Source organism: Streptomyces sp. NPDC048506 (assembly GCF_040651315.1).
Lineage (GTDB): Bacteria > Actinomycetota > Actinomycetes > Streptomycetales > Streptomycetaceae > Streptomyces.
The window spans coordinates 108,394-114,876 of sequence record NZ_JBEZIX010000032.1 but is presented as its reverse complement, the minus strand read 5'-3'; the positions used below and the strand labels follow the sequence as shown (position 1 = coordinate 114,876).

Genomic DNA, 6,483 nt, shown 5'->3' with positions numbered 1-6,483 from the left:
CTACCGCTACTTCGCGGGCCGGGACGATCTACTGGGCGAGCTGATCCGGGACGCCTACGACGATGTGGCGCAGGCCATCGCACAGGCCGACAGTGACTCCGCCGAGGACCCGCGGTCCACCCTGCACGCCCTCGCCGGCGCCTACCGGAGCTGGGCCGTCGCGCAGCCGCACCGCTATCCCCTGATCCAGGGAACGCCGCTCCCCGGTTACGCGGCTCCGTCCGACACGCTCCAGCGCGCGGGCCGTCCTGGGACCGTTCCTGAAGGCGTTCGCCGCCGGCGCGCCCGCAAAGGCGCTACGGCCGGCCGTCGCCGAGATGGACGCATGGGTACACAAGGACGACGGCGTCGCCGACTGGGTGGCGCAGCACACGAGACGATGCGACGTCGCACGTCGTCGAACCGATCTCTGCGTACGAAGTCGGGCAGGCGATCTGTGCCCGTTTGTAAGCCGCCGCGCACCGCGGCGGGGTGGACACCGAGAGCGATGGGGTCCGACACGTCACGCACACGGCACGGGTCCTCCGTCCGGCGCGCCAAGCGGCGGCGAAGAGCCAGGGTGCTTTGGACTTCGGCGGTGAACACTCCGGTCAAGGCCGCACCAACTGCCGTGATGACGGCCGTCGCCCAACCCGGCAACCACACCGCTCCCGCCAAGGCTGCCGCAGCAGCCACTCCGATCAGTACGGCCCACGGCCGCAAGAATCCCCACAACATCAGACTCCCGACCCCACGCTCAACGTCTTGGCAGTGAGCTAACCCCAGTGTCGTGCGCCTGGGGCGGAGCGCGGGGGCATTCAGAAGGATGCGACCGCGAGCCGGTTGGGCCACCGGGGTGGTGCTGGTCAAGTGGGCTGGACCGGTGGCGGGCCATCTCACACCGCGTCGCCCTGACGGATTCTCGTCCGGAGATCTCGTCCGGAGACGGTTTCGTCTCGTCCAGCGACGGGTCTTCTCGTCCAGCGACGGGTTCAGGGCTGCTGGAGCCGGAACGCCTGCTGGGCCAGCAGGTCGTGGGAGGGAAGAATCGCACCCGCCCATGCGTCGGCGGGCGCTTCGGCATGTCCTTCGGCACCCAGGGCCCGCTCGGCGTGCTCGTCCGCGGCGTGCTCGTCGCGAACGGGTGTGACGAGGTGTTTGGCGTAAGGCGAGCTGGGGTGGGCAGCGAGCACGCGCACCCGACCGTCACCCGAGCCGCGCGGAGCCACCGGGACGACCGCGACCGAGAAGCCCTTCTGGTCGGTCACGAACAGCGCGAAGTCGTCGTAGCGGAAGTGGTCGATGTCCACGATCGGCTTGGGGTAGTGGTGGTAGCCGGCCGCCGTCGGGAGCACTCCGGAGTGGGTACCGGCAGGCAGCGGCACCGAAGCGTTGAATATCGAGTCCGTCCACTCGGCCACTTGCTCGGGGGTCCGTATCGGGGTGCGCAGAAGCCGTTCGCCGTCCCCGTAACCGAAACCAGCGTATCCGGGCAGGGTGTCCGGGAACGCTGCGACCACACGGGCGGCGCAGAGGCGGACGCGGTCCACCTTCGCGGGGTCCGCGCAGAACTGCGCCGACCACTCGACGCCGAGCGGCAGGAACAGGCACAGCCAGCCATCCTGGTCCTTCACCCACACTCCCCCGCCGTGGTGGTCCTGGTACGGCCCCGGTGCGAACGTCCAGTCACTGGTGGTTCCGACGAGTTCCCGCATCAGCTTTCGGCTCGCCTGGTACTGCGGGCTCTCGGTGCGCGGTGGGTGGTCCGCCACGGAAATGGTCCATGGGTGGTCTTCGTGCTCGGTGTGTACCGCTGCGGCGTGTGTCCCTGACGCGTTGTTCATGGTGGTCTCCGTCTGGGATCCCGGAATTCCGGAAGCAAGGACCTGCATCGATATGCGGCGTGCATCGACGTGAGGTGCGCATCGATATGACGTGCGCATCGACGTGAGGCGTGGATCGAGGAGGGCGTGCAACGGATCGTGCGGCCCTGCCCTGGCCAGTCCAGGGATGCGGCGAGGGTCTGCGTCGCCGCCGTGGCACGAGCCGCCCGCTGGGTGTGAATCGCCCTCTACAAGAAAGGCTACCCCTGCGACGAAAGGGGCGCCCACCTGGGCAGGGCTCCCACTTTCGCGCGATGTCCCGGCCTCGTGACACGGCACTCGGGCCGGCCCCCTGGAGGGGCCGGCCCGAGTGAACCGTCGTGCGGGGTCCGGCGGTTGTTACGGCCGGACGAGGAGGATGGAGTTGATCGGCGTCAGGTCCTTGTCCACGTAGTAGCCGGGCTGGAGGTAGCCCTGGCAGTCCCCCGTGCCGTTGTAGCCCGTGCAGGTGCGGGCCGTCGCACCTCCGGTCTGGTTGTTGAGAACGTAGTGCTGCCCCACCTGGTTGCTGAGGTTGTGGGCTCCGTAGCTGTAGAAGGCGAGCGACGGACGGTCGCCGTTCCACCCGGCGTTCTGCGGGTAGACGCAGACGGCTCCGGACGGACAGCCGTGCAGGCTGCCCGCGGCCTGGGCGGCGTTGGCACCGGTCGCGCCGACCGTGGTCAGGGCGCCGACGGCAAGCGCCAGCGCGGCGGCCTTGGTGATCTTTCGCATGGTTCTCCCCCTTGTGGTCTGGTGACACGACGTGCGGAGGGCCCCCGGCCGTAACCGGCGGCGCGAGGGGCGCGAGGGGCGCGACCACAGTCGCGACAGGAATTTTGCACGAAATGCCGCGCTCGCACCATCTCTTCGACCTGGGCCGAAATCGGCGGCACAACAGCCTGGCCTGTGGTAACCGGCCGGCTCACCGGTCCGCCCGGACGGGTGGTTTGCCTGCCGACGCCTTCTGCGGACCACCGCGCGCACGCTACGTGTACCGCCATACGGATATCCGGATATCCGTACATGCCCGGTCCCCTCACTCCTCTCAGGAGCCGCGAGTGCCCCGCACTGCCCTGCCCGAAACGGAATCCCTGCTGCGCCGCACCCTCGGCGATTGGCGCATCGCGCTGGTGGCGTGGCGGCTGCTGGTACTTCAGAACGCCGATCCGGCCGTCGCCGCCGGCGCCGCGCAGTTCTCCACCTACCGGGCCCATCCCTGGCGTCGGATGGAACACACCATGGAGAGCGGCGATCGCCTGTTCTTCTCCGACCCCGAGGGTCTGCGCCGGGAGATCGCCCGGCTGGAACGCACCCACCGCCGCATCCAGGGCACCGACGACCAGGGCCGGTCGTTCACCGCACAGGATCCGGCCGTGCAGACGTGGGTGCTGGTGACGCTGTACGAGTCGATGACGGCGATGCGCGAACTGTCCGGTGACCCCATGAGCGCCTCCGAACTCGACCGGCTGTACGCCGAGTTCCGCGCCGTGTGCGCAGAGTTCGCGGTGCCGGACGAGCTGTTCCCGGCGACCGCCGCAGACGTGCCCGGCTATGTGGAACGCACCATCCGCGAACGCCTGGAGTACAGCGAGGCCGTGCACGACCTGCTGTTCCAGATGCTGCGCCAGGCCCCGGCCCCCCACCGGCTGGGACGCCTCCGGCCCGCCTGGCCACTGCTGCGTCGGGTCGTCGCCCGTTTCGTCACCGCGCTGACCCTCGCCGACCTTCCTCCCGCCTTCCGCGAGCGGTTCGACCTGCGCCGCACCCGCAGCGCCGCCGGCTTGTCCTGGGCGCTGCACCGCGGCATGCGCCAGCTCATGACGCGCCTCCCCGACCGGCTGCGCTACCGCGTTCCCCTGACCGGCATCCCCGCCACCCGGCCGTCCGCCGCACCCCCCAGTGACGGCACGACGGACGGGGCCGGGGCAACCGGCCGTCTGCCCCGGCCCCGCCACCACCGCGGCAAGGACACACGGCGAGCGCGGGTGGAGGCCTTCTTCCGCCAGGTCCTCGACCAGACCGGCGACGGATACGTCAACGCCGCCGACCTACAGGCCATGGCACACAACGTCTGCTGGCAGCTCGATCTCGACGAACAGCGCGAGGCCGAGGTGTACGCCGGCTTCGCCACATGGTGGGAGCACATCCGCACCACCATGGACACCGACGGCGACGACCGCGTCAGTCTCGCCGAGTTCACCGCCGCCACCCTCGCCGGCATCGACCGTGACCCCGACTACCTCCACAGGGGTCTGCACACGGCCCTGCGCGCCCTCTTCCGCGCCGCGGACACCGACCACAGCGGACACCTGGGCCCGGACGAGTACCGCGTCGTCTTCGGCAGCTCCCGCGTCCACCCGGCCGAACTGAACCACGGCTTCCGCCAGCTCGACGCCGACGGCGACGGACGGATCACCGAAGACGAATTCGTATGCGCCTTCACCGAGTACTTCACCGCACGCACCGATACCACCGCCGGAACCCACCTGTTGGGACGCCCCTGAAACGCCCCGTACGCACCTCCCCGCGGGCGTCCGTGGGGAGGTGCCGTAACACCGCCCTCCCTCATCCGCGTGGTGTGTGGTGCGGCGAGTTGTCTCCCCCGCCGCGCTTCGAGACGGTGTCGACGTGCCCCACCATCGCCTGATCACCGCCGCCGCGCTCCTGTTGCTCGCCACCGGCTGCGTCGCCGTCCCCGCCACCCACCCCGACCCGGCCGGCGCGGCACACCCGCGCGCCGCGACTGCCGCAGCGCAGGCACCGCCCGGAACCGGGGCCCTGACGACACCGGCGCAACAGCGTCCGCGCGAGCGGCTGGTCGTCGCCCGGCCGCACAAGCGCCCTCACCTGAAGCCCCTCCACAGCGGGCACCCGTCGCCGTCCGGGTACCCCCTGCAGGCGCATGCGCCCCAGCAGCAGGGGACCACGCCGGCCGCGACTCCGCGGCGGGCGGTGCGACCGGCACACCGCGCGGACACGCCGAAGCGCCCGGCGGCCGGGCGACGCCCGCGTCCCCGGCCGCGGCCGCCGGTGGACCCGCGCATCATGTGCCGTATGGCGTCCGGCGAGGTGCGCCCGGACCTGCTCCAGCTGTGTCGCGGAATGTTCGGCGGGTAGCCGCGGCCGCCCCGTGCGTCGTCGGGGTCGATGAGGATGAACAGGAGGTCGCACCTGGCGGCATGGCTGAGGCCAGGGTCAGGTCATAGGGTCGACGGGTGTGGTGTCCGGCGTGGGAGGAACAGCAGAGCGCATGGTGACGATCGGATCCGTCGTGCTGGGTGTGTCGGACGTGCCGCGTGCGGCGGCGTTCTGGAGGGAAGCGCTGGGCTACGTCCCGCGCGAAGAGATGGAGGACGACTGGGTGGTCCTGGTGCCGGCCGAGGGAACGGGCGTCCAACTGTCCCTGGGACTCAGCGAGACGCCGGTGCAGCAACACCCCCGGGTGCACCTGGATCTCTATGCGGCGGACGCGGCAGATCAAGCCGCTGAAATCGAGCGGCTGGTGTCGCTCGGCGCCCAGCACGTCGACTGGGACCGCTATCCCGAGGATCCCGATTTCGTCGTACTGGCCGATCCGGACGGAAACCGCTTCTGCGTCATCGACACCAGCCACGGCTGACCAGTTGCGGATGCCCGACGCCTCGGTTCCGGACCGCCGACGGGGCATGATGCGGGCATGGGATTATCGACGGCATTCACGAAGTTGTTCGGTGTGCAGCACCCGATCGCCCTGGCGCCGATGGGGGGACCGGCCGGTGGTGCACTGACGGCAGCCGTTTCCCGCGGCGGCGGGCTCGGGCTGCTGGGCAGCGGCGACGGCGATCGGGAGTGGCTGGCCCGCGAGTTGCCCCTCCTCGGCGACCGCACCCGAACCCCATGGGGCATCGGATTCCTGACCTGGGCGATCGACGACCGCGCCGTCGAGCATGCACTGGAGCACGAGCCCAGAGCGGTGATGCTGTCCTTCGGGGACCCGAGCCCGTTCACCGAGCGCATCCGCCGGGCGGGGGCGGCGCTGATCATTCAGGTCACCGATCTGGAGGAGGCCCGGCGGGCGGCGGACCTGGGTGCGGACGTCATCGTGGCGCAGGGCACCGAGAGCGGCGGGCACGGCGCCCGGCGTGGGCGGTCCACCCTGCCGTTCGTGCCCGTGGTGGTGGATCTGGTGGCGCCGGTGCCGGTGTTGGCGGCCGGCGGTATCGCCGACGGCCGCGGCGTGGCCGCCGCCCTCGCCCTGGGAGCGGCCGGGGCACTGGTCGGCACCCGGTTCCAGGCCACGGCCGAGGCCCTCGTCGACCCCTCGGCCGCGAAGGCGATCGTCGAGGGAAGCGGGCAGGACACCGAGCGCAGCCGCGTGCTGGACATCGCCCGGGGCGCTCGGTGGCCGTCGAAGTACACCGCCCGTACCCTCGGGCACCCCTTCCTCGACGAGTGGCGGGGGCGTGAGGCCGAACTCGCCGCCGACGCACGGGCCGCCCGGGCCTACCAGGAGGGCGTGACGCAAGGTCAGCTCCCGCCGCTGCCGGTGTGGGCCGGCGAGGCCATCGACCTCATCGACGACCTGCCCTCGGCAACCGCCCTCGTCGGCACCCTCGCCGCACAGGCCGAGGAGGCGCTGGCCCGGGCGGGGAAGGGCTGA

7 protein-coding genes are annotated in these 6,483 nt (G+C 71.1%); 5 read left to right on the top strand and 2 right to left on the bottom strand.

The annotated features are described in order from the left end of the window. The first annotated feature begins 64 nt into the window (after nt 1-64). Nucleotides 65-754, top strand: coding sequence for a TetR-like C-terminal domain-containing protein (locus tag AB0C96_RS25645; RefSeq protein WP_362920196.1), 690 nt, complete (start codon nt 65-67; stop codon nt 752-754). Nucleotides 755-971: 217 nt separating this feature from the next. Here AB0C96_RS25645 and AB0C96_RS25640 read toward each other — a convergent pair whose 3' ends face one another. Both AB0C96_RS25640 and AB0C96_RS25635 read right to left on the bottom strand, forming a co-directional pair. Continuing rightward, a complete protein-coding gene (locus tag AB0C96_RS25640) occupies nt 972-1,823 on the bottom strand; it encodes a DUF6424 family protein (protein WP_362920182.1) in 852 nt (283 codons plus the stop codon). A 378-nt stretch (nt 1,824-2,201) separates the two neighbouring features. Beyond that, nucleotides 2,202-2,576, bottom strand: coding sequence for a hypothetical protein (locus AB0C96_RS25635; RefSeq protein WP_362920180.1), 375 nt, complete (start codon nt 2,574-2,576; stop codon nt 2,202-2,204). A gap of 326 nt (nt 2,577-2,902) precedes the next feature. Here AB0C96_RS25635 and AB0C96_RS25630 point away from each other — a divergent pair, with 326 nt between their 5' ends. The 4 genes from AB0C96_RS25630 to AB0C96_RS25615 all read left to right on the top strand — a co-directional run bounded on the left by AB0C96_RS25630 (nt 2,903) and on the right by AB0C96_RS25615 (nt 6,483). Beyond that, entirely contained in the window at nt 2,903-4,348 is a 1,446-nt protein-coding gene (locus AB0C96_RS25630; protein ID WP_362920178.1) for an oxygenase MpaB family protein, read from the top strand. 124 nt (nt 4,349-4,472) lie between these two features. Continuing rightward, nucleotides 4,473-4,961 carry a hypothetical protein gene (locus AB0C96_RS25625; protein WP_362920176.1) on the top strand — a complete coding sequence of 163 codons (489 nt, stop codon included), beginning with the start codon at nt 4,473-4,475 and terminating at the stop codon, nt 4,959-4,961. A gap of 133 nt (nt 4,962-5,094) precedes the next feature. After that, entirely contained in the window at nt 5,095-5,463 is a 369-nt protein-coding gene (locus AB0C96_RS25620; RefSeq protein ID WP_362920174.1) for a VOC family protein, read from the top strand. A gap of 57 nt (nt 5,464-5,520) precedes the next feature. Beyond that, nucleotides 5,521-6,483 (top strand): nitronate monooxygenase, encoded by a 963-nt coding sequence (locus tag AB0C96_RS25615; RefSeq protein WP_362920172.1) that lies wholly within the window; start codon nt 5,521-5,523, stop codon nt 6,481-6,483.